Origin of the sequence: Desulfopila inferna (assembly GCF_016919005.1) — a bacterium.
GTDB classification, from domain to species: domain Bacteria; phylum Desulfobacterota; class Desulfobulbia; order Desulfobulbales; family Desulfocapsaceae; genus Desulfopila_A; species Desulfopila_A inferna.
Window position 1 is genome coordinate 195,020 of the sequence record NZ_JAFFQE010000007.1, and the last position, 24,156, is coordinate 219,175.

Consider the following 24,156-nt stretch of genomic DNA (forward strand, 5'->3'; position numbering starts at 1 on the left):
TGCCTGTCTACCTTGCCTGACCGTCAGCTCTATCCAGGGGCCTTGGAACTAATCCGACTGTTTTTTAATGGCAAACGTTTACAACGGCTGATTGTTGAAGACGATAGGCCTGCTGCATTCACCTCAAAAAGAGCCTGGAGGGTCTCCTGAAAATCACCGGTGGATATTCCCTTGAGATACAGCCAAGGCAGTACCTCTTCCACGCTTTTTGTCTTTCTCAGGTACGGCGGTCATAGTGCTGAGTTGAACTTGATACCCTGGCCACTTTTATCCCTGATCTTTGGAACTCTTACTTTTACAGGACCAATACCTGTCTGGATCTCTCGCTCCGGTAAATATCCATTGCGGACAATCTGCTTATGGCCAAACTCATTTTTCAGATGAGAATATTGATTGAGAAGTTCCTGCAATTCTACTTCAACAGCATCTGTTATCAATTTCCTGGCACCAGATCGAAGCAACTCTGTCAGCGGATCTTCTGAAATATCTCCTGGCTTTTTAAACGCAACAATTTTACTCTTACTCATGACGTATCCTTTTTTGTTGGAATTTAAACTTGGCGGTTTGATCCCAACAGGATACGTCATTTATTTTTTCTTGGCGTCCTCAAACACCACTTTTCATATCACCTCCGTGAGTGAACGAGGCAAACAGGGGGCGAATCCCTGCTCCTCCGACTCCGCCAACAATAAAAACACAAAGCTTTAAAATTAAAATACTTATACTTCTCTATATTGGAGGTACCTAGTCAGTAAGGCAGTTGGTATGACTGAAGTGAGTTAGACACTAGACCAACCAGCAAAAATAAGGCTTTCGGTGTTAACTTGTGATCATGAAAACGTGGTCTGTCCCGAATTACGGTTTGTATAATCTTCTTCTTCAGCTTTCTCCGATAATTATTTTAGATTATAGTGTTTTTTTTAAACAGAACGGAAACATATGCGGCTTGCCTATACATTATTGTAATTTCAATTTTTTTCTATTGAACCAACCGCGATATTAAATATTACTATTTAATTTAGTTATACGGACTCGCATAATACCACGAGATAGCATTGTTATACGGAAATAACATGCTTCACCATTTTCACTTTTATCAATATGCCTTAACCCATTTCATACTTTTGATTTCGTTGCGATTTATTGAAATTACTAAGCCGCTGGCGCTCTTGTATGTGATAGTGTCTTTCCCTATATCAGCATTGTCTGTATAGATCGTTCCGCCGGAGAAAAGATCAATCTTATATTGATATGCTGACTCCGATTGGTTGGATGAAGCTATGTATTGTGCTGGTTTTTTCCTCCGTTCCTCAATGACTTCTTCAATGGCTTTTCTTTTTTGAGCTTCAGTAAATATCAATTCTCTGGGTTGCTGCTGCGGAGGAGAAAGAGGTTTGGATTTAGAGGGAGGAATGGATTTAAGAGTAATGTCAGATTCGTTATGATCAGGAACAACTATAACAGAATCGTTTTTAGCAAATGGCAGGAGATCAATTATTGATGAAAAGGTATAGTTTTTAAAAAATAGAACCAGGAAAAGACCGACCACTAAGCCAAGAGCTAGAAAGAGAATCTGTTGCAGAAGTGAAGGGCCGGATCGCACTGCAGCCAGTGAAAGTTGTTTGTCGTCCAGGGCGCTTTGATAAAACCTGGTGTGCTGCTTTCGACCACCATGAACTCTTTTGATTAATACTTTGGTCAGATCAGATACATTATGTTCACTGTCTGTTGTCATTTTGATTTTTCTCGTTGCTGACGAAGATGATGCTTTTAATGGAACTTTAAATATTTAATTTTCCACTCCCAAATATCTTCATAATCCATAACATCTATATACTCGCGCTCGGTGAATGATCCCGTACCATTCTTCTTGATGTACCTTTTATCAAAATAGATGTCTTCTATTTCATATCCATCACGGTCAAAGGCCTGGAAACCAACGCTTACTCTTATGGGATGATTCTTTCTGTTTCGAACTTTGGCTTTAAATGAATATCTGATATACCCTGATTTTCTGTCCTCAAGCCTTTTGGAGCTTATATCTGTTATCTCGACAGCTTTATTAGTATAGGTAGAACCTCTGCGAAATTTATTGGTGAGGCTTTGTGCTGGTATCGCTGTTATAAAGAACAGTAGAAAAATTATGGCTGATAATTTAGCTTTATTCATTCTAATTATTTTGTGATTTTTCCCGATAAGCGACGATTGAAATTCTGCAATATGTGTTTTTAAGTGGAAAACGAATTTATAGAGCATATAGCACTCTTCCCGCAAATCTTCTTTAAGGATTGAAAATATTATACAACTTTTGAGTTTAACCATAAGTAAGAGCGAAAAACGAGTTTTTTTGAACTAATTCGTGAAAACATCTGCAGTGGAAAAAAAAAAGAATTAAAAACAAAGGAACAGAAAATAACTTCAAATGGTACCGGGAAAAATGGGAATTCAGAGGTGGCTTAGTTTGTTTGAACAGCATTTGCTGTTTTTAAAGTGGAAGCTCTGCTTTTTTTTAAGCTGCCTTTTCAACTGTTGGCATCATGATGCTGTAGGCCTCGTCAGGAGTTCTTTTTCCCAACCGGGAATGAGGCCTGGATTGGTTGTACCATTCAAGATATTGGGTGATTGATCTCCTCGCCTCATTGACAGTATCATAAGCAAATAAATAGACTCGTTCGTATTTCACTGTTTTCCATAATCTTTCAACAAATATATTATCCCGCCAAGCACCGCGGCCGTCCATACTGATCCTGCAACCACGATCTTTCACCGCCTGGATAAACTCTTCCGAGGTAAACTGACTCCCCTGATCCGTATTCACTATCTCAGGTGTACCATGATGGGTGAACGCTTCTTTGAGAACATCAACCGCATGGCAAGCCTCAAGAGTGATAGCAATTTTAGCTGCCAGAACTTTCCTGCTGGCCCAATCAATAACAGCTGTCAAATAAACAAAACCCTTGGCCATGGGAATATAGGTAGTATCCAGCGCCCAAACCTGGTTGGATTAGTCAATGTTCTTTTCTCTTAAGAGATATGGATAGATTTTATGGCCTGGATGTTTTTTGCTCGTTCCCGGCTTCCGGTATAATGCCTCAACTCCCATGCGTTTCATCAGCGTTCCAAGATGCTTACGACCTACCGAGAAACCACTGCGACTCAGCTGGTCGCGAAGCATTCTGGTACCCATAAATGGGTGCTCCAGGTGCAGTTCATCAATTTTCCGCATCATCTTCAAGTCTCTATCATTTACTGGTTTTCGCTGATAATAAACGCTGCCACGGCTTATACCTACGATCTGAGCTTGTCTTTTTATCGATAGAGAATGGGTGCGGTCTATCATCGCTTTGCGCTCAGCAATCCCACCTTGGTGAGCGCACCTTCTAAAAAATCATTTTCCAATGTCAGCTGCCCTATCTTGGCATGCAGGGTTTTAAGGTCAACTGTTGGTTCAGCTGAAGTGCCTTTGCTAAATACAGATGCAGCATGTTCGCTCAATTGCTTTTTCCAAGTGGTGATTTGATTCGGATGTACTTCAAACTGCTGAGCCAACTCTGCCAGTGTTTTATCTCCAGCCATCGCGGCCATAGCGACTTTCGCCTTAAATGCTGCTGAGTGTTTCCTTCTCGTTCTTTTTGCCATTTTCTGCTCCTTCATTTAAGCCCTGTAATGGGTTCTATTGGTAGCAGATTTTCCACTTAACAGCTTGTTCAAATTTTCGGAGCCACTTCTGACCTTTGTTCCCCATAGAGCCTGCGTTATATCTTCAACACGACGAACAGAGACACCTGCCAGGTACATCTCGATCATGGCCTCTTCAACGGAGGATTCCCGTCTTCGGTAACGTTCGATAATCGCTGTTTCGAACTTCTGCTGCCGGAGTTTGGGCACTTTTAATTCCACCTCACCGGCTTTAGTGTGCAGGTTTCTCTTGTAATATCCGGCTCGGGTGTCTTTGCGAGCCTCACTGCGTTCATATCTTGAGGCATTACAGAGGGCATCTGCTTCGGCGTCAAGCATAGCATTGATGGTCTCCTCAACAGTTCCGCGGACGAGTTCTCCAAGATGATCTTGAATCTGAGATTCGTTAATCTCGATGACATTGCTTAATTTCTTTGTATAATCTCTTCTCATGGTGGCCTTTTCCTCTGGTTGATGGTTAACGTTTGGCGACTGCCAATTAACCATGTTGAGGCCACCTCTTCATTCTAAATGTGCGAAAATTATTATACGTTATCGCAAAGGGCTATTCAATTCCCAATATAGAGAGACAGATGACTTAAGAAAAAGAGGAAAACGGTGAAAAAGATATTTTGGCTTGAAATATATGGGATTTTTCGGGAATTAATGGGAGGTTGCGGGATCTCGCCTCAACAGTAGTGTTCAAAAAATGGTCGGAAATCTAATTTCAGAAAAATTACCGTTTTTTTTTCAAGACATAATAGTTTTGCAGATAAAACCAGAATTTTACTATTCAGGCCCTATTTGCGCTGTTTGCAAAACCAGTGGAATGATTTGTTAGTTATGCCTTCTTTTTTTTTGCTTTAATGAATGGAGTATATGTAACCTCTTTAAAATTAACAGAAAACGAAGAAGAACTTTTTTCTGCTTTATAAAAAGAAACATTAGGGTTTTGCCCCTGAATGATAAGAGAGATTATTTCCATATATGTATAGGGAATTTCTGCTCCAAAATATAAGCCTATTAAGGATTCAGTGGGATATGTATAAAGAGTACCTACCTGATTATGCAGTATTCTCCATTCCTTTTCGTGATTCCATGATGAATGTTTAGTTAAAAAGATTTCCAAAACTTGCTCTGGGTCTTCTTTTAGAAATAAAGATGGCGTGTCTAAAGTTGGAAAAGACTTACTATACTTGACGGGTTTAGCTTGATTGAATGGTTCGAATTTGGTGTCAAATTCTAAACAAAAACCTTTATGGCAATCACTGTAATGAGACCACATTAAAATATCGTTTTTCGTTTCAGAAAAGCAAGATATGCCTTTTGTATTTAACATACTATCTTTCATCTCATTGAAAAATTTTATCAATGAATTCTCAAGTAACTGTATAAACGCCTTATTTGGGTATATTCCATAAACAATATCAAATTCTGTTTTATTACTACACTCGCTCCTGAACTCGGCATGGAGCTTTGTTAATTTGCTTTTACTTATTGTTTTAAAATTTGCATCTATTGAACAATCAAAAGGATCATTGAAATTTTTTGGGCTAGCAAAGTATATGCCTTGGTTTTTTAGATTTTCAAGACTTCTTGTACTAAATGATTCGTACTTATATAATTTGGTAGGTATCTTCATTTCTGAGTGTAAAACTGTGGATTTCACCGGCGGGGTTCGGCAAGTCCGTGTGAAAGATTAAATTAAGCTTCTGTTATATCTTCTAATTTATTATTTTTTTCCAAATAAGGTCTTTTGTAAAGCCTTCTGGTCCTTTACCTTCGGGGTGGCCTCGGTACATTAACTCCTCATCTACAAAAGCTTCTGCGAGACTTTTGCAAAGTGAAAGTGTTTGCTCTGCTTGCTTATAAGTAATATGACCAACATCTGCTTTTGTTTGAGCAGCAATACATGCATCACTCCAGAATGAATTCAATTGTATAAATTCTTGATTTAGATCTGGCTTACTAATTCTTTCACCCTCTATTTCCCCTGTTTGTAGCAAGATTAAAGCACGTTCTCTCCTCTTTTCCTTCAACAAGCATTCTGAATAGTGTGTTTTACAGTATCTATATTTTACTGGAGGTTCATTGCAATAGCGTTTTCTGCAAGTTTTTTTAGACACTTCAAACTCCGGGAGAAAAATTTTAAAAATAAATGGCAGCTTCAGCCAGAGCTTTTTCCAGGTTTGGAAACCTCTTCAAGTGTGATTATAACCTCGCCCAGCCTATTATTTACCTTTTCATTCTGTTTGAAGGAAATATGGTTTTTTATGGCAAGAAGGATGACAGAGAGGTCAGGATTCACTGGTAATATTTTGAGAATATTCTGGCCACTTAAGCCTCTTGTCCAATTAAAATTGATAAAAAGAGTTTACTATATGTTGATGTTTATCGGGGTCTGTCCCCTAAACACTATTATTTCATATTATCTTGTTGAATTTTTTTGCTGATTTATCAAATTTAGATGCTTTCTCTAATTTTACTTTGGTACCTTTTTTATCATGTGATATTTCTTTAACTTTTACTCTAACGTGCTTCGGGAGTTTATGCATATTTGGAACCCTGTACCAAGCACCTTCTTTGATTAACAAGCCTTCCTTTTCCAATTTTTCAAAATCGACAGGTTTGGCCAATTCCCTAGCTTCTTCGGCCAGTTCCTCAATTGATTTCTTCGTATTTTCTTTGTCCATTCAGGTTCTCCCAATACTTGGATCATTTATATCTTATTGTTCCGTATTAACATTTTCATCTTTTAGAATTAATGAAGCAACATTTTGGGCAATTTCAAAAGACTCATCAAGTGTCATATCGGTGTATGACATGTTGTCTAGGGCTGACTGAAAATACATTCTTATTTCCTGAAGCATTTCAGGCTTTCCAGTTTCTTCAGCGAGTTTTTTAATGCTCATTAAGACAGGGGGAATAAGTGTGTAGTCAACTTGCACTGATACTCGAAGGAAATTAATTTTTTTCTTCAAAGATTCAATTTCTGCCAAAATTTTATCGTCTTCCATAATTTTATCTTTTTAAAAACGTACGGTTGATTGGTGCCACGCTGTTTGTTAAATCTAATTTTTATTAATTGAGTAATCTTTAACCAGTATACCTTTACCTTTGTTCCCCTTTATTTGGGGTGTCCACCAAAAGCGACCAATATGCTTCCCAAACAAAGGATTTGCAGAGGTATATGTTTTGAAATGCCCTCGGCAAAAGTGGAGTATTGTATCACTCGAAGTGCCACCAATACTCTGAAGAGATATGCTGTTTTCTTTCGGGAATTGTAGTTCTAAAGTATGATAATTGAAAAGCGATTGCTTTGATTTATTTGATCGTTTTTTATTTAACTTTGATGAGCGTTCAATTGTGACTGTATTTACATTTTTGCAATTTATGAGCATCAGTGAGAAGTTAAGGTATGCGTTTATAGAAGCACTGCTTTTGCCTAATTCATAAATTTCTTCATTGGACATGTTTTTCAAATGCATTCGATAATGATCTGTAACTAAAACATTATCAGATACTCTGCATTTAATGTCTTTTATTTGGGTGATTTTTTCTAAATCATCTGAGTGTAGTTCCCAAGTGCTGGTTCCTAGGCCTATCATGAAGGAGTAAGGAAATGCTACCCATTTATCAAATGCTAAATTGTACTCAAAGTATAGAGTTATAACCCAATTTGGATGAACCTGTTTCACTAGGTAACCATTTTTTGATGCTCGTTCTTTCTTTTCAAAAGAAAAATCAAACCAACATAGTTCATAAGGTGGAGTGATATACTCACCGAATTCGCCGCTAAAGAGTGAGCATCCAGGCTTAACGTTTAGCAGCTCGATAATGTTTTCAACTGTATTGAAATGAAAATGTTGCGCATTTCTGATATCGCGAATCACATTATTAATTCTGCGATAATCATAATTAATGTTTTCTCTTTCTTTCTTCAAAGATTCAATTACTTGATGTGCATACATTTTCTTTCCTGATTTAACCGTTTAATTTATCGGCAGCTTCATCGAGTCCGGTGTAATAGATTATGGGCAATATTTCATATGTCTGAGTGTGGAACTACACAAATACTTTCTGTTGTTAGTCCAACTATTTGATACAAAAATTGTCTTGGGCATATCTTCACTGCCTCACCAATTATTGGCCTCATAGCACCATTCAATAGTTTTTCAGTTTCAGATGGCCTGTACCTGGTCACCGAGCCAATATAAAACATTAAAGCTAAAGTATATGCAAGATGATGAAATGTACCTGGACGCAGATCGCAGTAGTAGCGATAGCCAGAGCGCGTAAGCAAAGATACTAGACTGAATTTTTTGTAGTCATTGATAGTGTTTCTATATACTGTTGGACAATTTTCTTTTGTTAGATTCTTCCGTTTTTTACTTCTATATATCACCTTACAGTCTTCAACATATGGAGTATGAAAATACTCTGCTCTTGATCCTTTGTAAAACTTCGAGGTTTCGACTCTTGCCTCATGGCTTTTTTCATAACTTATTTCAGTAAATAATTTGTTTTTATCTTCATTTACTAAAAATGAAATATTTACAGGTAGGAATTTTCTCCTCCCATATGCCTTTAATAAACCGAGATCGTATAAAAGCTCATGCAGTTCGGGGATATGTTGGCAGATATCTTTTAAAGTTTCCTGTACTGGTGTTGTAACAGGTGTTCCAAGGATATCTGCAAATTTGCAGAATATTGATACTCCGCTTGTGGGTTTTTTGATTTCAATTTTTTGTGAATGATCTTTTAATAGCGTAATTCCATGATGCTCCCATGTTTTCTCTAACTCGACTCCTTTAACTGAGATGAAGCATTTTACCAGATTGAGCATGCCATAATATGCTAGTGTACCTTTGGTAGGTAATTCAGTTAAATCGGATGCTTTATAGAAGTTATTTGCTAATTCTGAATAATAGATAGCCCTTTGCAAACACTTTTTTTTATCACCTCGTGTCTTCTTTATTTTTTGAGAGAGCCAAGAGTATAAATATGACCAAGGGTCTGATGTGAGCGCTAACGGCGAGCCGGGAGGGACATCGAAATGAAAATATTTTATGGATTGGTATTTATAGAGTGCAGGTTCACCTTTTGAGAATCTATTTTTAGTCAAAGTTTATCCTCTTTTTATGCCCAATCGCGGGCTTGACGAAGTCAGCACCGCGATTCTATGTCTTTTGTTTTCTCGAAACTACCATATCGTCAGAGCAGATCGCTTGCTGCTTCAATAACTTCACTTGCTAATTCAGTAGGTTGAACACTTCTGTTTTCTCCAGTTCCTACAATTTCAAGAAGGCCCATTTCGACGAAAGAAAATACCATAGCTTTCTTTTGAGGATTGAATTGTTTGACATATTTATATTGGTCATTTGATTGTTCCATAAACGCTTGTAGCGCCCACAGGTCATGCCCAGTCAAGCCTCGGAGATTTTTAATTTGGGTGCTTGAAACCTTGTGCTCTTCCTTTAGATTCTTAATTATAACTTTCGCAAAATTAGAATTAACTTCTACCTCGCTGCATTGAAATATGAACTCAAATAATTGTTTTCTAGCAGAGAAAAACAATACCAAGATTACTAAAGGCCAAATTAGCACTTCTACCAATTTTACTAGCTCTGCAGCGCTCATGTTATCTCCTTTAGGTGGCAGGAGTGAGGAAATATAGCTCTTCTAATATGCCACCAGGTCGCGGCAGAAGAAGATGATCTGGCCTATTACGTATATTTCGTTTCTGTTTGCCTGGTAGGAATCAAATTCTTCTTTATTATCTGATATCACGTTGACTACTCCGCCTGGGCGGAGTGTTAGCCGCTTTAACATTATTGTTTCATCCAGGCGTAGGGCGTAGATCTGGCCTTCTATGATCTCCGTTCTGCCGGTATCTATCATTACTGTGTCTTTATCTCTGATCGTCGGCTCCATTGATCGGCCCTGGACAGTCATGAGTACAACACTGTCTGGCGAAGAAGCTACTCTGTTGAGCCAGTTCTTTCTGAAAGCGTAATAGTCTGAAATATCTTCTGTTAATACAAACATTCCGCCACCGGCAGAGAGTTTAGCCTTTGCCATTGGAACATAGTAGAACATCTCCGGGTCTGGATTCTCCCATTGGGGAATCTGAGTTTGGGACGGTTGGATGTCTGTCGCTCTTCGACGAGGTATGTCTGCAACGATTTGGCAAGTTCCTGTAGAGGATGAGGGGGGTGCGGCTTTTTTGGCTATCTTGAGGGCATCGCTGATATCGTCTGGTTCCAGGTGTTTTGGGCCTTCTCCTAATAAAAGCCATATTGGATTAATTTTATATTTTTCACATACATCAAGAATGAAATCAGTTGTTGGTGGATTAACTCCTGTCTCATAGCGGCGAAGAGTATTAGGTGTGATATTAAATTTCTCCCCAAACTCCTTTTGAGAGATATCACCTCTCACTATTTTTAGCCTATCACCAAGGTTCATAGTTCATTTCTATGCAAAGTTAAGCGCACAGCTTTCTTGTCTAAAAGCAGTGCGTAAAGCTGTGCAACAAAAATAGCGCACGAACGTTATTTAAACGGTTATTGTTGCGCTTTTTATTGCGTTTCCATCATCGAAAGAAATAAAATTAAAGCTGTGCGCCATTTTTAACGTTGATATACGCTAAAAATAGTGCTATCTTGAGCACCATACACTAACAGTAGTTAGTTGGTATGTGCGCAATATTACACGTGCTGCATCTTTTTGGCAATGTCCGATATTCAAAACACTTCGGACAAGAAAACTAAATCTGACGGACAGGATACAACGTGGCACCCAGACAGCTCGATCTATTCAACCAGACAAGTCTTTCGACCGTGATGCGCGATATCAAGGGAGCGATGAACCAAGCCGTCAAGGAATCGGGCAAATCGCGTGAACAGGTGGTGGATATGATGAATGAACTGGCCGCCAGATACGGCACACGGCTGAACGGCCGGGGCGGACTGAGCAGGGAAACATTCGAGAAATGGCTCAACATAGAGGATGACAGCCGCCAGCCGAGCATCAAGGGAGTGGTTTTCTTTTGTGCGGTTTTACAGACATCAACTCCCCTGGCTGCCATTGTGAGTCTGCTTGGCGGTGAGATTATCGAGGGTGCGGATATATCCATGTTGAAGTGGGCGAGGAAATACCACCAGGCCAAGGAGCTGCGCAAGCAGATGAAACAGCTTGAGGATGAGCTATGAGGGACAGGCTTGAAATAGACATATGGATGCGTCGCCAGGGGCTCAGCGTTGCCAAAATTCAGAAGCGATTGGGCTACAGCACTCATACCGGCATATCCAATACACTGGCAGGCCGTGAAAACCTCAGAAAGGTCTTGCGGTTTCTTGTGAATGAGGGGTGTCCGGTGAAATATCTGGACCTGCCCGAAGATATGAGGAGGAAGATATTAAGACCTACCTCAGATATAAAGCATAGTAAGCGAGATACGGAGAGTCGAGATGAGCAGAAAAATGGTTGAGATTGCAGTCCGGCAGAATGAAGTACCGGTTAAAGAGCTATCGGTACAAGAAGAGAAGAGATTGGAGCAGCTTGAAAATGTGGTTGTTGAAAATTTCAAAACCTTCATACAGGTTGGCAGGGCTTTGGCGGAGATCCGGGACAGAAAGCTTTATCGCAAGAAAGCGATGACGTTTGAGAGATACTGCAAAGAGCTGTTCGATATAGCAAAATCAAGAGCTTATGAGTTAATCAATGCTGCGGACGTCATCGAAAACGTCCGCAATTGCGGACAAAATGACGATGTAGATCTCTCCAGCTTTTTTGTAAACGAGTCCCAGATTCGGCCCCTCACCAAACTGCGACCGGAGCAGCAGGTCAGCGTTTGTCGTGCCGCGATTGAAAGCGCACCAAACGGCAGAATGACAGCAACTCATGTGAAGAAGGTTGTCAAAGAGTATCTCGGCGAGAAAATACAAAAGACAGTCCGCACAGCTCAGGAAAAAGTTATTCAAGCATCCAGTCCCGAGTTCTCCGAAGCCTTCGAAAAGTTTTCCTGGCAGATAATCAAGGAGCGAGGCTCCAACTATAAATTCACGTCACGGGGTGAAATCGTGAAGTGCCTGGACCAGCTTCGCGCCGATCTGGCCGAGGACGGCGAGTTTATCGACGATCCTGTTTTTCATGGCGGCGGCGATGATATGAATAAGCTGGAACGCGCGGGCTTTTCCCTGTTCCGCATGGACCGCGCCAGTATGAGCATCAAGCGGCGCAGCGAAAACGGGGGATGGCAGAAGCATAGCGGTGCCTATGAGACCATCAAAGAGATGGAAGCCGCCTTCAAGGACCTCCTGCAGGACGATATGCATCTGCGGGGGTAACTCATGAAATCAGCATATTCATCAAAAGAGCTGGCAGCCCTGGAGCTGCCGGTATTACCCACCACCGCAAACGGTATCGCCCGCAGGGCCGATCGTGAAAGCTGGTCATTTTATTGGGAAACGGTTCGTGGCGGTTCAATCAAGATGTATCGCGCCTACCTGCTGCCCGATGCGGTCCGCCAGGCAATCCTCGATAAGGAAGAAATTGATACCCTGGTGCCGGTCAACGGTTCCGGCAACCTTCCCGCCACCACTGAAACCACCATCGGCGCCGCTCAGGGCCGCAAGGCAAATTATAAGGCGGCGCTGGTCAAGCTCTATATGAAGGCCATGGCAACAGCAGCCTGGGGTAAGAAGGACCAGGCCCGCGAAAGCTTCATGGTCGGCTACAACAGCGGCGCCGCCTACCCTGATCTGTATAAAGAGCTGGGCGCCCTGAGCTGGAAGACCATTGAGGGCTGGAAAACCAAGCTGAAAAAGACAGACGGCAACACTCTTCAGCTCGCGGACAGGCGCGGCAAGAAAAGAGGTCAACGGAGCATCACTCCCCTGCAGGCTCAGATCATCCTGGCTATTGTTCGCCAGCCCAAAGGCAAGAGCCGACCGAAGAGCGAAATCATCCGCATCGCTATGGATATCATGAAGCAGAAAGGCCTTGAAACCCTGTCGGATGCCACTTACCGCCGTTTTCTCAACGACTGGATTGCCGTGAACTATGACGAGTGGATCTGGTGGCGTGAAGGCGACAAGGGCTTGAACGACAAGTGCCTGTTCTGGACCGAGCGCGATTATGAGCGTATCGAAGTGGGCGACGTTCTTGTTGCCGACGGTCATGTGCTCAACTTCCGTGTGCTCAATCCCTGGACCGGCAAGGATCAGCGGATGATGCTGGTGCTGTTTTTCGACATGAAAAGCAGCATGCCCCTGGGCTGGGAGATCATGCCCACAGAAAATACAGATTCTATTTCGGCTGCTCTGCGTCGCTCAATCATCCGCCTGGGCAAGGTGCCCAAGATCGTCTATCTCGATAACGGCCGGGCTTTCAAGGGTAAGTATTTTACCGGCACGGACTTTGAGCAGACCGAGCTGCCGGGCCTGTATGAACGTCTTGGCATCCAGCTTATCGTTGCCAAACCGTACCACGGCCAATCAAAGACAATTGAGCGCTTCTTCAAGACATTCGGTGAGCTTGAGAGGCTGTCCCCATCATTTATCGGCACGGCAATTGACACCAAGCCTGCCCATATGAATCGAGGCGAGAAGCTGCATCGGCGCATCAACAAGACGATCACCCAGGGGCATGTGCCCTCCCTGGTAGACAGCCACCGAGCCATAGCGGTGTGGTTTGACCTGTATGCCTCCCGCAAACAAGGAACAAACAGCCACCTGGCCGGGCAAGCGCCCCAGACATTATTTGAAGCAGGAAGAGGACCCGGAGTCGACGAGCAGGCCCTACGCATATTGATGATGAAGAAGGAATCACGCAAGATCTACGGGCGCGGCGTCAAAGTTTTTGATAAAGGCGAATGGTATTACCACCCGGCGCTGTACGGCCGGAGCCATAAGGTTTCTGTGCGTTTCGATATGCAGGAACGGGACTCCGTCCTGGTCTACGATCAACGAACCGACGAGTTTATCTGCGAGGCATCCAGAGTGGATAAAGTGCATCCCGCAGCGCGTATCCTCGGCGACCAGACCGATATAGCCCTACTGGAAAATCAGCTGGAGATGATAGGCAGCCTGAGAAAACAGACCGTTTCTCATGCCAGGGCCATGGCCGATGAGGTCGTGATCCCGGAGGCGCGGCGCATGATCGAGGATACCGGTTTTCGTATCGATGGGCCCAGCGAACCTCCCAGACTGAACGGCGGCAAGGGAAACAACATCAAGCGACTGCCCGCCAAACCGGCCAGACTCAGCGAAGCCGAAAGGCAAAAGGCCTTTGAAGAGGCGGACGAGGCCCAACTTTTTCAGCGTGAACTGGAAGAGGCACAGCTCCATGCCGACCTGGAGGAAATGAACGAGTTCGACCGCTACGGCAAGCTGCTGGAAATAGAGATGCGAGGAGATACGCTTACCAGCGAATGGCGGCGTTTCATGCGGGTGTATGAGCAGATGCCGGAGTTTGAGCGGGACCGTGATTACTGGGAAAGCCAGCGGGCGGCGCTCGCGGTGATCTATAGACAAAAAAATCCGGCGACCGATGAGGCGGCCGCCGGATGAACCCCTTAATGCAAATTGACTTGGAGGTGTAATGAAAGAAATACGAGTTTTACCGAAGTTTGTCAATGTAAAGAATGTCCGCAACTTTCAGGCCATGATCGATGCCCTGATGCTCTCGGCCGGTGAAGGCAGGCTGGCTGCGGTTATCGGACCGGCCGGGCGCGGCAAGACCAGGACGGCACAGTGGTATGCGGCGAACAAGCGTTGCGCCTTTGTGCGCTGCCTGTCGATCTGGCGGCATACCGAGCTTGGTTTTCTGCAGGCACTGTGCAGGGAGCTGGGAGTGAAAAAGATTCCTCATCGCAAGGACCCTGCCTTTCTGGCTGTAATGGATGCCTTGAATACCCAGGGTGGACGTCCTGTGTTCGTCGAGGAAATTGAAAAACTGCCCCGGCTGCATCTTGAGCTGGTAAGAGATCTCTCCGATTTGTCCGCCGCTCCCTTCGTGCTGATCGGCGAAGATGAGCTGCAGCATCATATGCGGCAGGTTACCAGGATATGGAACCGCACTTTTCAACAGCTTGAATTCGAGCCTCTCGGTCTTGGCGATGTGGTGATGTTTGCCAGGGATGCGGCCGGTATCGATCTGCCCGCAGATGTGGCCGAGACCCTACATCGTGAAGCAGGCGGCTGTTTCAGGGTGATCAAGAGGGATCTTATCTCCCTGGTCAATATCATGAATGCAAAGGCCCGGCCGGTACCGGATATGGAAATGGTTAAGGCTGCCATCAAACAGAGCTTGAGAGGGTAGTATCATGGCTCATCAATCATTTGCCAAAACGGTGCTCGATACACTGAGGAAAGAAGCCCTGGTCCGAGACGGAGATGTTACCGTAACCGATCTTTCCTGTGCGCTGCATCTGCAGACGCGCAAGGATCATAAGCGCATGCTCAATACTCTCTCTGATCTGGTGAAAAGCGGCAAGGCAGTCCGGGTACGTCAAGGCGTTTACACCTTCAGTGCGGAGGCAAGAGAACCGGATAAGCGTGAGGTTATGTGGCGGGCACTGCGAATGCGCAGGATCGTCACCATTGCCGATCTGCAGGAGTTTGCCGGAGTATCCCATGAATACGCCAAACAGTGGCTGGCGATGCTGGTCAAGCGCAAGATCGCGCAGCGTAATACTCCGGCAAATAAGAACCATCCCCACTCCTGGCGCCTTATCAAAAACGATCTTGTTGACATGCCGGTGGATACGGATAAAGCGGCCAAGCTCCGTACCCTGCGCCTGAAGCAAAAGCAGGGCGTTATCTCGGCTCTTGATACCATCGACAATGAGCTGAGCAAGGTACGTAATTTTATAGCAAACATGGAGGATGAACGATGAATTGGCGCGATCTGCTGCGCAAGGCGATACTTGCAGAAGGCAGCCAGGCAAAAGTCGCCAACAAACTCGGTTACAGTCCGGCCACCATCTCTCAGACGGTGGCCGGTAGCTATCCCGGCGATACTGCCGGAATTGCACAAAAGATAATGGAAGTCTATGGAGGGAAAATCATGAATACAAAGGAAGTGCCGGACGGCTATATGCTGAATGGAGTCGGGCATCTGGTACCGCTTGAAAGCATTAAGGAGATAGATCTGGCCCGCGACGAGTTCGTTCGAGAGGTTGTCGCCCAGGCTGCAGAGGTAAGCGGGATCCTCGAAAAATTCAAACAGAAGCTGGCTGGCGACATGCAGGCTTTTTTGGAACTGTCCGCCGAAAAATACGAGGTGGATCTGGGAGGAGCTCGCGGCAACCTATCGCTCACCTCCTATGACGGACGGTATAAGGTTCTGCGGGCGGTAAGCGAGCGGCTCGATTTTGACGAGAGGCTGCAGGCCGCGAAAGAGCTGGTGGATGATTGTCTGCGGGAGTGGAGCAAGGATGCCGGTCCCGAACTGCGGACCCTGGTCGAGAGCGCTTTCCAGGTGGACAAAAAAGGCCGGATCAATGCCAAGCGCATTCTCTCCCTGCGCTCTTTAAATATCGAGCATCCAACCTGGAAAAAGGCCATGGACGCGATCGGCGATGCGGTGACGGTGGTCGGTTCATGTACTTACTACCGCATCTATGAGCGGGATGACGAGGGTAACTATAATCAGATCAGTCTTGATTTCTCCGGGGCCTGAATAGACAAAAATGAAGAGTAAGGGAGAGAGGCTATGAACGATATGCAGCAGATAACTAAAAACATGCTGGCGGATCTTAACGAAGTGCAGCTGGATCTGGCACTGGCGGGCCAGGGCGATGCGAGCGAGAAGGTCCGCAAAGTAAAAAAGCAGATGCTCCGATTTACAGAAAACAGCGAGAACGGGATAGATGCCCTGGTTTCAGGATATCGCCACGACGCGCTGGACCAGTGCGAACGGGTGAACACCATGCTTGCCAAGATCGGCAGCGGCGAGGCTCCCACCGATAATGAGCTGACGTTTGTCAAAATGGCGTCCGAGTTACTGGCACAGCGGATCGGAGTATATCTGCAGCGGAAAATGCTGGTGCAATGCCCAGGATTGGCGGAGGTATAGATGAAAACAACAGACTTTGAAATTATGGCCGGGTTTATCTGGCAGCAACTGGAGGCATTCCGGGAGCATATAGTTGGTGATAAGGGAACTTTGAAGCAGGTCCCGATCTTCCTCGAATTCGCGACCTTCCTCGAGAATAACTATGAAGCCTTTCAGGAGTATCTGGAGGAATGGCACGAGATAGAGGGTACCGAGGCAGAGCGCTTTATTGACGAACTCCGGAAGTCTGAGAAGACGAAGGATTGGCAGAAGGAGAATCCTACCCATTAAGCGACCAAGGCGAAACCAGGGTCTCTTATGATCCTGGTCGTGCCGGGAGGTACCCGGTGCCTGACGATGCCAGCCAGGTCAGAAATCAGAAATAAGACGGAAGACAGATGAATAACATCACGGAAATTAAACCGAAGAAAATGCAGGATCCTCGGGACACCTTGCCTGGCTGCAAGGCCTATGCTGCCGTTGATTTTACCTCTGTTGAATGGTGCCGCAGGAATCGCGGTCAATGGTGCAAGGCTGACGGTACCTGGTGCCGATGGAGAAATATATGAAATTGATTTGCCCAGGCTGTGGCGCGGTCGCCAGTGCCGAGACATGGTCGAATGATGAATTGTGCCGGGAGACACTGCTGGTTATTAGCCGGTTGCCCGCCCCATTGCCGAAGGCGACGCTTGGTTATCTGTCGCTTTTCCGGCCCGGCAAGCAGGCGCTCACCTGGAAGAAGGCATTGCGGCTGGCCCTGGAGATCGAGCAGCTCGTTGCCGCCGGTTATGTCCATGTGCAGGGTAAGATTGACCGCACCTGCCCACCTTCATTGTGGGGAAAGGCCATGGAGCAGATGGTCGAGCAGCGCGGCAGCCTGCGCCTGTCGATGGCCAGTCATATATATCTGGCCAAGATCGCCTGGGATCTGGCTGAACAGGCCGATTATGGGACGGAGAAAAAGAAAACCACTATACTGAACCGGCCGAAGGGGAACGCGGATCCCATGCTTGACCCTATGGAAAAAGCACGGCGGGAGTATGACGAGCGGATGAAAAGAGGCGAGGTCAGTGTCGATTTAAACAATGTTTCAGGCATCGTTAAGGGGATGGATTGAAATGGCACCAACCAAAGCCGACTACGCTAAAATCAATATAGCCTGCAAGGAGCTGAATCTCGACAAGCATCAGCTTATCAGTGACCGGTATGGCTTACAGTCCTCGACGCTGTTGAACCGGCGGCAGCTGGCCGATCTGTATGCGCATTTTCGTAGGCTGGGGTGGAAGGTGAAGAGGAAGAAGAGCACCTCCAGCCCGAAGTACGATGATCCGCAGAAACGCAAAATAGTGGCATTGTGGATTACCCTGGGACAGGCGGGAGTGGTGCGCAACAAATCCGACTGGGCATTACAGGCATATGTCAAACGAATGACCGGTGTGGCAAATCTTAAGTGGTGCGATGGTGAAGATTGCGATCGGTTGATCGAGAGCCTGAAAAAGTGGGGAAAGAGGGAGGATGCGGATGTCGAAGAGTAAGATGATTGAGATACCGGAAGAGTATTTGCCCGAGATCTCCCAATTGCCCGGCGATCTGGCGCTGATCGCCTCCTCGGTAGAGGATGTGTGGGAGGGCAACGGTGTGCGCGTCGCTATCCTGCTGGGCCAGCTTTTTCCGGGTGTACCGATGTATATCCATAATCTGCGGGACATCACCATGCGGATTCGCAATGACGCCATCAGGACCGAGTATGACCAGGGTGCCAAGGTGAAGCAGCTGGCTATCAAATATAAATTATCCACCCGCCAAATAGAGAACATCCTGGCCGAGCCGCCCAGCCAGGAGCAGTTGAAGAACAAACAGATAAAGCTTTTTTGAAACCTCTTTTGAAGGAAATTATCAAACCTTCTCATAAGGGCCTGGACTCTCCAGGCCCTTTCCTCTTTTTACCTTAAATACCGAAATGCTTCGGGTAACAATCCATCAGCAAAAATTCTATATCTACCCTCGCAGCAAGTGATCTTTTTTCTCTACGCCGGGATGGGCATTGTGCCTGTCCCGGTTGCTGAAGGTTGCAACGAGGGATACGGATGCAGAACAACTACTACGATCATTATTTCCAGGACTATACCGCTAAGTCATTCGACGGAGCACTCTCCTGGCAATGGATGAAAGCCATGGCGCTGGCGGAATCCGGGCTTGATCCGGAGGCAGTCTCCCCTGCCGGAGCCGTAGGCGTCATGCAGTTGATCCCCGGCACCTCGAAATGGATGGCCGGGAAACTGGGCATAATGCACTCTCCTCTCACTCCCCATCTCAACATCCACATGGGTGTTGCTTTTGCCAGATACTGTTTCGATATCTGGAAAAAGGAGACCGGCGTCGAACGTATCCGCTTCATGTTGGGGAGCTATAACGCAGGAGCAGGACGTATCCTGAAGGCGCAACACCTCGCTGACCAGGATGGTCTTGCCACCGACAGATGGACATCGATTGCCACTTGCCTGCCACAAGTGACCGGCCGACACGCGAGAGAAACTATTACCTACGTTTCCAGGGTGGAAGCGTATCACAAGCAACTAATATCAGAAGGAGAATCCGCATGAACTTCCTCCCAAACAAGAAAACCTATATAGCCGCACTCGGCATGGCGCTGCTCGGCGTATTCGAGATTGTCAACGGCAATACGCCTGCAGGCGTGCAGCGTCTGGTGGAGGCCTTTGGTTTTATAGGCCTGCGCGCCGGTATCGCAAAAGCGGGAAAGTAACATGGCAGATCAGTTCGACCGAGCACAGGAGCTTGACGCGGTTTTCCGCGAACAGGCTCTCGCCATACACAAGAGGGCCGCATCCCAGGGGACGGGGACCGCCCGGACGATCTGCGTTGACTGTGATGAGAAGATTCCGCAGGCACGCCGGATCGCGGTCCCAGGATGCCTGCGGTGTGTGGAGTGTGCAACACTGTACGAAAGACTGAAAGGTGGATTGTGATTGAAGACTATACAGCCTGGCGCTTCTGGTTCGATGCCGCTCAGCTTGCAGGTACTATCGCTATCGGCGTCTATGTCTGGTGGGACCGGCGTAAAAAAACAACGGAGAAGCGGTTTAGCGCACTGGAGGAGATGGTGAGCGGGCATGCGGTATCCATCAAGACTATCAATGATGCCAAGAAAAAAAAAGACGGAGACTGTGATAAGCGTCTGCAGCGCATCACCGATTTGGAAAAGGATGTTCATCATCTGCCGAGCCGTCAGGAGCTTACGGAGCTCTCCGGAAAAATCGGCACTCTGACCGAAAAACTCGGCACGCTCGACGGCCGACTGAGTGGCATCAACCGGGCGGTGGATCTGCTCAACCAACATCATTTGAGGACGGATTAATGGGGAATTTTGCCAAGCTTGTTCAAGAAGATATGCGGCTGGTGGTTGTGCGGGTGCTGGCCGAGGATGCCGACTACAGCCATAATGAGCACGTGTTGCGCTCGGCGCTGCGCTCGCTGGGCCATACCGTCAGCATGGATAAACTTCGCACCGAACTGAGCTGGCTGGCCGAGCAGGGATTGATTTCCGCTTCCGCTCCGGCGGGCGTCATGGTCGCTAAGCTGACAGCCAGGGGGCTTGACGTGGCCACCGGCGCCGTGGTGATCCCCGGCGTAAAACGACCGGAACCGGAGCTATAAGCCATGGCTAAGCCCTCTACCATCGATAAATTGCCGGGCGATATTTTAGAGCAGCTCCAGGAGCTGCTTCGTGATCCGCGGGTCACCCAGCTGGAGGCCACTGCCCGGATCAACGAGATCCTTGAAGCGGAAGGTCATGAGGACAGGCTGTCCAAATCGTCAGTCAACCGCTACGACTTGTCTATGCGGAAGGCCGGTGAAAAACTGCAGCAGTCGAGAGAAGTTGCCAAAATGTGGATCGGCAAGCTCGGCGCTGCTCCCCAGGGGCAGGTCGGGAACCTGGTCAACGAAGTGCTCAGAACCTTAGCTTTTGAACTCTCCCTCAAACTCCAGGATGCTGAGCTCAATGAGGATACGGTCCCGGATGTGATCTCCAATCTCAAGGCGCTCTCCCTGGCGGCACAGCGGCTTGAGGCATCGGCGACGCTCAATGTCAAACGCGAAGCGGAGATCCGCAAGCAGGCCCTTGAGAAAGCGGCCGAGGCGGTTGAGGATGAGGCTCGCGCCCAAGGCATGGATGCCGATCAGGCGGACTTCTGGCGCCGTAAAGTACTGGGGGTCGCGTAGATGAGCGCCCTTGCTCCACTGAAAAGCACTCTCAGGGTGCTCGAATGGGATGAACTGCCTGCCCAGGCCAGGGACATTCCCGACGAGTTTGATCCCCTGGCGGAAGGCGTGCTCATGCGGCATCAGTCGCAATGGCTGGCAATCAAGGCCGCACTCAAGGTGTGCCCGAAAGGAAGGCGGACCGGCATTACCTTCTGCCAGGCGCTTGACGACACCATAACCGCAGGCAGCAGGCGAAGCGCAGGCGGGGATAACGTCTATTATATCGGCGATACGAAAGATAAGGGGCTGGAGTTTATCGGCTACTGCGCCAAGTTTGCCAGAGTGATTGCCGAGGCTCAGGGGCAAGGCGTCTCCGGGATCGAAGAGTTTCTGTTTGAAGACCAAGACGAAAAAGGCAACTCTCGGCATATCAACGCCTATCGCATCCGCTTCTCCTCCGGCTATCAGATCGTAGCACTGTCCAGCCGCCCTGCCAATATTCGAGGGTTGCAGGGCAAGGTGCGAATCGATGAGGCGGCATTCCATGCCGATGTCCAGGGCGTGCTCGATGCCGCCACTGCCTTACTGATCTGGGGAGGTGAGATTGTCATCATCTCCTCGCATAACGGCAAGAACAATCCTTTTAATCAGCTCATCAAGGATATTGAAGCAGGCAGGTACGGAGAAAACAACGATGCCGTGGTCTTCACCGTCACCTTCGATCAGGCGGTGGAAAACGGCCTGTATGAGCGAGTCTGCATGATGAAGGGCTGGACGCCGACACCGGCAGAAAAAGAGAAATGGTATAAACGGATCCGCTCCGCCTACGGGCCGAGAAAAGCGGCCATGCGTGAGGAGTTGGACGTCATTCCCAGGGACTCCGGCGGCGTCTGTATTCCCGGTGTCTGGATCGAACGGGCCATGGCAGAAGAGCGGAAGATTCTGAGATTGCATTTAGATGATGATTTCGTGCGTAAGCCCGAAGGTGAGCGCATGGCCTGGGGAGAAAAATATATCCTCAAGTTTGTGATGCCGCTGCTGGAGAGCCTCGATTTGCAGCGGGAACATGTTCTCGGTATGGACTTCGCCAGACACAGACATTTTTCCGTCCTGGTGCCGCTGGCTATCCAACAGAATCTCGACCGCAAGGAGCCCTTTGCCGTGGAGCTGAACAACGTGCCGAACCGCCAACAGGAGCAAATTCTCTGGGCGATTATTAAGGGGTTGCCGAAGTTTCGCGGAGCCGCCCTTGATGCGACCGGTCCCGGTCAGCAGATGGCGGAATATACGGCCGATAAGTTCGGCCATAATATCATCCATCAGGTGGCCTTGTCGCGAACCTGGTACGGCGCCTGGATGCCGAAGATGATTACACGCTTCGAGGACGGCAACTATGACCTGATCAAGGATGCCTCCCATGAGCAGGATCTGCGAACCGTGGAAGAAATCGACGGCATTCCCATGGTTGGAAAGATCGAGCGCAAAGACCTGCAGGATCCTGATCTGGTGCGTCATGGGGACTTTGCCATCGGGCTGGCGCTTGCGGAATATGCAGCCTTGAACAAGGGTGGCGGGAAGCCGAGATACGAATCGGTATCCAAACGAAGATTTGAAAAGAAAGGGATGTGGTAATGGTAAAGCTCTACGATCAATTCAACCGCGAGATAGATATCTCCAAAAACAAGAAGCCGGAAAGGGCTGCTCTTGCGGTTGCCCCTATCCTTGACTCCTTTCGGGAGTATGTAACCTACGGTCTTACTCCGGAGCGGCTTGCTGCTGTTTTTAAAGCCGCCGATGCCGGTGATCTGCGTGCCCAGGCGGAGCTGTTTGATCAACTGGAGGAACGCGACGGCCATCTTCTCTGCGAACGGGATAAGCGCAAGAACGTGATTCTTGATGTCGATTTTACCATTGAACCGGCCAGCGATGACGGCCGGGACGCGAAGGTGGCCGAGTTTGTCGAGCAGAGCCTGCAGGACATTGCCGATTATGGAGAGTGCCTGATCTCCCTGCAGGATGCCGTAGGCAAGGGCTTTGCCTGCCTGGAGAACCATTGGGACGCAAGTGAAGGCCAGGCCGTTATCCAGCAGATGGAATTTGTCGAGCAGAAGCGTTTCCGCTTTAACGACGATGCCGGGCTGCTCAGAAAATATCCCCGCCTGGTCACGGACACCGACGCCATGGGTGTGGAAATCCCTGCCTGGAAAGCGACCATGCATCAATATGGCGGCAAGTCCGGCCACCCGGCCAGATCGGGAATCTACCGGGTGGCCTCCTGGATGGTGCTCTTTAAAAACTACGCCATCAAGGATTGGGTAATCTTCTGTGAACTGTTCGGCATGCCGCTGCGCATCGGCAAATATGACCAGGGCGCGGGCAAGGAAGACAAGGATGCGCTGATCAATGCCATCTCCTCCCTGGGTAGCGATGCCGCCGGGATCATCTCCAAGTCAACCGAGATCGAGTTTGTGGAAACGGTGAAGTCCGCCAGGGGTGATCTGTGGAAACTGCTGGCCGATTTCTGTAATGCTGAAATTTCCAAGGCGGTCCTTGGCCAGACCCTTTCCGCCCAGGTGGGAGACAAAGGCTCCTATGCCGCCTCGAAAACGCATAACGAGGTTCGGCTCGATCTTTTAACAGCCGATGGCCGGGCGCTGGCATCGACGATCCGCTCTCAGGTGATCCGGCCCCTGGTCGGCTTCAACTTCGGCTGGGATACTCCGCTGCCCAAATATCTATCGAAGTTCGATGAAGGTGAGAACCTCAAGGAAAAGGCGGAATGGATCGGTGAGCTGATGGATCGATCGGTACCCATGAGCCTGCCCTGGCTGCGCAAGGAGTTCAGCATCCCGGAACCGGAGAAAGGCGAGGAGATCATCACCGCCTCAAAAAGTTTGGAGAGTCCCTATAGCGCCAAGATTGTCGCCGCTGACAAGCCAGCCCCGGACAGACGGCAACAGGTGCTCGACAACCATGCGGAGGAGCTTGCCGGTGCCGCCGATCTTTCAGGCAACGAAGCCGCGATCCTTGAGGCGGTGCAGCGGGCGAACAGCTATGAAGAGGCCTTCGAGAACGTGCTTGCCCTGTATCCGGACATGGACGTGGCCACCCTGCAGGACAGTGTGGAGACGGCCATGGTAAACGGCAACCTCTTCGGCAGAATGGCAGTGAGCAATGGTGATTGAGCAATCC

The 24,156-nt window shown here is 47.5% G+C and carries 30 protein-coding genes and 3 pseudogenes; 20 read left to right on the plus strand and 13 right to left on the minus strand.

From position 1 onward, the window contains the following. Positions 1–77 precede the first annotated feature (77 nt). The 13 genes and pseudogenes from JWG88_RS16850 to JWG88_RS16910 form a co-directional block, all read right to left on the minus strand. Positions 78–527: pseudogene (locus JWG88_RS16850) on the minus strand (transposase); the annotation flags it as partial. Positions 528–1,096: 569 nt separating this feature from the next. Continuing rightward, positions 1,097–1,735 (minus strand): hypothetical protein, encoded by a 639-nt coding sequence (locus JWG88_RS16855; RefSeq protein WP_205234970.1) that lies wholly within the window; start codon positions 1,733–1,735, stop codon positions 1,097–1,099. A gap of 35 nt (positions 1,736–1,770) precedes the next feature. Beyond that, positions 1,771–2,256, minus strand: a complete 486-nt coding sequence (locus JWG88_RS16860; RefSeq protein ID WP_205234971.1) for a hypothetical protein — start codon at positions 2,254–2,256, stop codon at positions 1,771–1,773. A 253-nt stretch (positions 2,257–2,509) separates the two neighbouring features. Further along, positions 2,510–3,639 (minus strand): annotated as a pseudogene (locus JWG88_RS16865) (IS3 family transposase). Between the two features lie 63 nt (positions 3,640–3,702). Then, positions 3,703–4,131: pseudogene (locus JWG88_RS16870) on the minus strand (transposase); the annotation flags it as partial. A 388-nt stretch (positions 4,132–4,519) separates the two neighbouring features. Further along, on the minus strand, positions 4,520–5,320 hold the full coding sequence (locus tag JWG88_RS16875) for a DUF2971 domain-containing protein (RefSeq protein ID WP_205234973.1): 801 nt from the start codon (positions 5,318–5,320) through the stop codon (positions 4,520–4,522). Positions 5,321–5,402: 82 nt separating this feature from the next. Beyond that, positions 5,403–5,804, minus strand: coding sequence for a hypothetical protein (locus JWG88_RS16880; protein ID WP_205234974.1), 402 nt, complete (start codon positions 5,802–5,804; stop codon positions 5,403–5,405). Between the two features lie 297 nt (positions 5,805–6,101). After that, entirely contained in the window at positions 6,102–6,371 is a 270-nt protein-coding gene (locus JWG88_RS16885; RefSeq protein ID WP_205234975.1) for a hypothetical protein, read from the minus strand. Positions 6,372–6,404: 33 nt separating this feature from the next. Continuing rightward, positions 6,405–6,695 carry a hypothetical protein gene (locus JWG88_RS16890; protein WP_205234976.1) on the minus strand — a complete coding sequence of 97 codons (291 nt, stop codon included), beginning with the start codon at positions 6,693–6,695 and terminating at the stop codon, positions 6,405–6,407. 54 nt (positions 6,696–6,749) lie between these two features. Further along, positions 6,750–7,649: a hypothetical protein gene (locus tag JWG88_RS16895; protein ID WP_205234977.1), complete on the minus strand. Its 900-nt coding sequence runs from the start codon at positions 7,647–7,649 to the stop codon at positions 6,750–6,752. 74 nt (positions 7,650–7,723) lie between these two features. Continuing rightward, the gene (locus tag JWG88_RS16900; RefSeq protein WP_205234978.1) at positions 7,724–8,803 is read right to left on the minus strand and encodes a YaaC family protein; all 1,080 of its coding nucleotides are present in this window, start codon (positions 8,801–8,803) and stop codon (positions 7,724–7,726) included. A gap of 89 nt (positions 8,804–8,892) precedes the next feature. Continuing rightward, positions 8,893–9,318, minus strand: a complete 426-nt coding sequence (locus JWG88_RS16905; RefSeq protein WP_205234979.1) for a hypothetical protein — start codon at positions 9,316–9,318, stop codon at positions 8,893–8,895. 42 nt (positions 9,319–9,360) lie between these two features. Then, positions 9,361–10,146, minus strand: coding sequence for an XRE family transcriptional regulator (locus JWG88_RS16910; RefSeq protein ID WP_205234980.1), 786 nt, complete (start codon positions 10,144–10,146; stop codon positions 9,361–9,363). Positions 10,147–10,472: 326 nt separating this feature from the next. On the opposite strand from JWG88_RS16910, the gene JWG88_RS16915 reads away from it, so the two are divergent. The 20 genes from JWG88_RS16915 (at position 10,473) to JWG88_RS17010 (ending at position 24,149) form a co-directional block, all read left to right on the plus strand. After that, entirely contained in the window at positions 10,473–10,892 is a 420-nt protein-coding gene (locus JWG88_RS16915; RefSeq protein ID WP_205234981.1) for a hypothetical protein, read from the plus strand. Positions 10,893–11,150: 258 nt separating this feature from the next. After that, complete coding sequence (locus tag JWG88_RS16920) at positions 11,151–12,029, plus strand: hypothetical protein (protein WP_205234982.1); 879 nt, start codon at positions 11,151–11,153, stop codon at positions 12,027–12,029. Between the two features lie 3 nt (positions 12,030–12,032). Further along, a complete protein-coding gene (locus tag JWG88_RS16925) occupies positions 12,033–14,252 on the plus strand; it encodes a Mu transposase C-terminal domain-containing protein (RefSeq protein ID WP_205234983.1) in 2,220 nt (739 codons plus the stop codon). Positions 14,253–14,283: 31 nt separating this feature from the next. After that, positions 14,284–15,003: an AAA family ATPase gene (locus tag JWG88_RS16930; RefSeq protein ID WP_205234984.1), complete on the plus strand. Its 720-nt coding sequence runs from the start codon at positions 14,284–14,286 to the stop codon at positions 15,001–15,003. A gap of 4 nt (positions 15,004–15,007) precedes the next feature. Next, on the plus strand, positions 15,008–15,580 hold the full coding sequence (locus JWG88_RS16935; RefSeq protein WP_205234985.1) for a hypothetical protein: 573 nt from the start codon (positions 15,008–15,010) through the stop codon (positions 15,578–15,580). After that, a complete protein-coding gene (locus JWG88_RS16940; RefSeq protein ID WP_205234986.1) occupies positions 15,577–16,365 on the plus strand; it encodes a DUF3164 family protein in 789 nt (262 codons plus the stop codon). The genes JWG88_RS16935 and JWG88_RS16940 overlap by 4 nt, the downstream gene beginning before the upstream one ends. Before the next feature lie 33 nt (positions 16,366–16,398). After that, positions 16,399–16,761 (plus strand): hypothetical protein, encoded by a 363-nt coding sequence (locus JWG88_RS16945; protein WP_205234987.1) that lies wholly within the window; start codon positions 16,399–16,401, stop codon positions 16,759–16,761. Then, a complete protein-coding gene (locus JWG88_RS16950; RefSeq protein ID WP_205234988.1) occupies positions 16,762–17,031 on the plus strand; it encodes a hypothetical protein in 270 nt (89 codons plus the stop codon). A gap of 107 nt (positions 17,032–17,138) precedes the next feature. Further along, positions 17,139–17,309 (plus strand): hypothetical protein, encoded by a 171-nt coding sequence (locus tag JWG88_RS16955; RefSeq protein ID WP_205234989.1) that lies wholly within the window; start codon positions 17,139–17,141, stop codon positions 17,307–17,309. Continuing rightward, positions 17,306–17,857 (plus strand): HI_1489 N-terminal domain-containing protein, encoded by a 552-nt coding sequence (locus JWG88_RS16960; protein WP_205234990.1) that lies wholly within the window; start codon positions 17,306–17,308, stop codon positions 17,855–17,857. Before JWG88_RS16955 ends, JWG88_RS16960 begins: the two co-directional genes overlap by 4 nt. A 1-nt stretch (position 17,858) precedes the next feature. After that, on the plus strand, positions 17,859–18,275 hold the full coding sequence (locus JWG88_RS16965) for a regulatory protein GemA (RefSeq protein WP_205234991.1): 417 nt from the start codon (positions 17,859–17,861) through the stop codon (positions 18,273–18,275). After that, a complete protein-coding gene (locus JWG88_RS16970; protein WP_205234992.1) occupies positions 18,262–18,615 on the plus strand; it encodes a Mor transcription activator family protein in 354 nt (117 codons plus the stop codon). Before JWG88_RS16965 ends, JWG88_RS16970 begins: the two co-directional genes overlap by 14 nt. Before the next feature lie 212 nt (positions 18,616–18,827). After that, positions 18,828–19,343 carry a transglycosylase SLT domain-containing protein gene (locus JWG88_RS16975; protein WP_205234993.1) on the plus strand — a complete coding sequence of 172 codons (516 nt, stop codon included), beginning with the start codon at positions 18,828–18,830 and terminating at the stop codon, positions 19,341–19,343. Next, positions 19,340–19,504: a hypothetical protein gene (locus JWG88_RS16980; protein WP_205234994.1), complete on the plus strand. Its 165-nt coding sequence runs from the start codon at positions 19,340–19,342 to the stop codon at positions 19,502–19,504. The genes JWG88_RS16975 and JWG88_RS16980 overlap by 4 nt, the downstream gene beginning before the upstream one ends. 1 nt (position 19,505) lies before the next feature. Further along, positions 19,506–19,727: a TraR/DksA family transcriptional regulator gene (locus JWG88_RS22215; RefSeq protein WP_205234995.1), complete on the plus strand. Its 222-nt coding sequence runs from the start codon at positions 19,506–19,508 to the stop codon at positions 19,725–19,727. Further along, positions 19,724–20,116 (plus strand): DUF2730 family protein, encoded by a 393-nt coding sequence (locus JWG88_RS16990; protein ID WP_205234996.1) that lies wholly within the window; start codon positions 19,724–19,726, stop codon positions 20,114–20,116. The genes JWG88_RS22215 and JWG88_RS16990 overlap by 4 nt, the downstream gene beginning before the upstream one ends. After that, complete coding sequence (locus JWG88_RS16995; RefSeq protein ID WP_205234997.1) at positions 20,116–20,415, plus strand: VpaChn25_0724 family phage protein; 300 nt, start codon at positions 20,116–20,118, stop codon at positions 20,413–20,415. Before JWG88_RS16990 ends, JWG88_RS16995 begins: the two co-directional genes overlap by 1 nt. A 3-nt stretch (positions 20,416–20,418) precedes the next feature. Beyond that, positions 20,419–20,982 carry a DUF3486 family protein gene (locus JWG88_RS17000; protein WP_205234998.1) on the plus strand — a complete coding sequence of 188 codons (564 nt, stop codon included), beginning with the start codon at positions 20,419–20,421 and terminating at the stop codon, positions 20,980–20,982. Further along, positions 20,983–22,596, plus strand: a complete 1,614-nt coding sequence (locus JWG88_RS17005) for a hypothetical protein (RefSeq protein WP_205234999.1) — start codon at positions 20,983–20,985, stop codon at positions 22,594–22,596. Then, positions 22,596–24,149, plus strand: a complete 1,554-nt coding sequence (locus tag JWG88_RS17010; protein ID WP_205235000.1) for a DUF935 domain-containing protein — start codon at positions 22,596–22,598, stop codon at positions 24,147–24,149. Before JWG88_RS17005 ends, JWG88_RS17010 begins: the two co-directional genes overlap by 1 nt. Positions 24,150–24,156 lie beyond the last annotated feature (7 nt).